Below are 1,405 nucleotides of genomic sequence, written 5' to 3'. Positions count from 1 at the left end.
AGGTGACCCGCCGCCGTCGTGCTTCAAAGACTAGCCAGAGGCGCGAGTTACCAGCCGCGCTCGGCGAGGCGGTGCGGCTGCGGGATCTCGTCGACGTTGATGCCGACCATGGCTTCCCCCAGGCCGCGGGAGGCCTTGGCGATCTCGTCCGGGTCATCGAAGAAGGTGGTGGCCTTCACGACGGCGGCCGCGCGCTGGGCCGGGTTGCCGGACTTGAAGATACCGGAGCCGACGAAGACACCGTCGGCGCCGAGCTGCATCATCATGGCGGCGTCGGCCGGGGTGGCGATGCCGCCGGCGGTGAAGAGCACCACCGGGAGCTTGCCGGTGGCAGCGACTTCCTTGACCAGTTCGTACGGGGCCTGGAGTTCCTTGGCGGCAACGTACAGCTCGTCCTCGGCCATGCCGGCGAGCTTCTTGATCTCGGCGCGGATCTGGCGCATGTGGGTGGTGGCGTTGGAGACGTCCCCGGTGCCGGCCTCGCCCTTGGAACGGATCATGGCCGCGCCCTCGTTGATGCGGCGGAGGGCTTCGCCGAGGTTCGTGGCGCCGCAAACGAAGGGAACGGTGAAGTTCCACTTGTCGATGTGGTTGGCGTAGTCCGCCGGGGTGAGGACCTCGGACTCGTCGATGTAGTCGACGCCGAGGGACTGCAGGATCTGGGCCTCGACGAAGTGGCCGATCCGGGCCTTGGCCATGACCGGCACGGAGACGGCGTCGATGATCTTGTCGATCATGTCCGGGTCGGACATGCGGGACACGCCGCCCTGGGCGCGGATGTCGGYGGGAACGCGTTCCAGCGCCATCACGGCCACGGCACCGGCGTCTTCGGCGATGCGGGCCTGCTCGACGTTGACGACGTCCATGATGACGCCGCCCTTGAGCATCTCCGCCATGCCGCGCTTGACGCGGCTGCTGCCCGTAACGTTCTTGGCGGACGCGCCGGCCTCGCTGCTTACATCAGGTGTAGACACAAAAACCCCTATGGGTAGATAGATGACCTCGCCGGGGCGCGGACGGCACGGAGATAAGAATCTCGCACACACCGGCTCGCACGCACCGGATTACCGGGAACCATTGGCCGGTATGGCTAATACTAGTCCCCCTCCGGGGCCGGGTTGAATCCGGTTACGGCCTTCGGCCCCGCCGGGCGGACTGGACGGACACCCCGCCCGGGGCGCCCGCTGAGGCGGGCTCAGGCGGCTTGTTCGGTGGCCGTGCCCTTGCTCTCTTCGACGGACTGGCGGTGCACGGCGGCGATCCGCTGCACGACCGTCACGAAGCTGGCCAGGCCGAGCAGGCACAGGGTGCCGAACAGGATTACTGTCGGCAGCCCGAGGCCGGTGAAGCCGGTGACCACCAGGACCGACACCAGCCGTTCGGCCCGCTCCGCCACGCCGACGTT

The 1,405-nt window shown here is 67.9% G+C and carries 1 protein-coding gene and 1 pseudogene; both read right to left on the bottom strand.

What is annotated here, in order from left to right; all coding sequences use genetic code 11:
• Window positions 1-47: 47 nt before the first annotated feature.
• Window positions 48-974 (bottom strand): pyridoxal 5'-phosphate synthase lyase subunit PdxS, encoded by a 927-nt coding sequence (gene pdxS, locus AB4Y86_RS18905; RefSeq protein ID WP_441403666.1) that lies wholly within the window; start codon window positions 972-974, stop codon window positions 48-50.
• 221 nt (window positions 975-1,195) lie between these two features.
• Window positions 1,196-1,405: pseudogene (locus tag AB4Y86_RS18900) on the bottom strand (phosphatidylinositol phosphate synthase); the annotation flags it as partial.

Source organism: Arthrobacter sp. 2YAF22_2 (assembly GCF_052114645.1).
In the GTDB taxonomy this organism is placed as follows: domain Bacteria; phylum Actinomycetota; class Actinomycetes; order Actinomycetales; family Micrococcaceae; genus Arthrobacter.
Note: the sequence above shows the minus strand (reverse complement) of the source record. Positions and strands in the feature narration are given on the sequence as shown.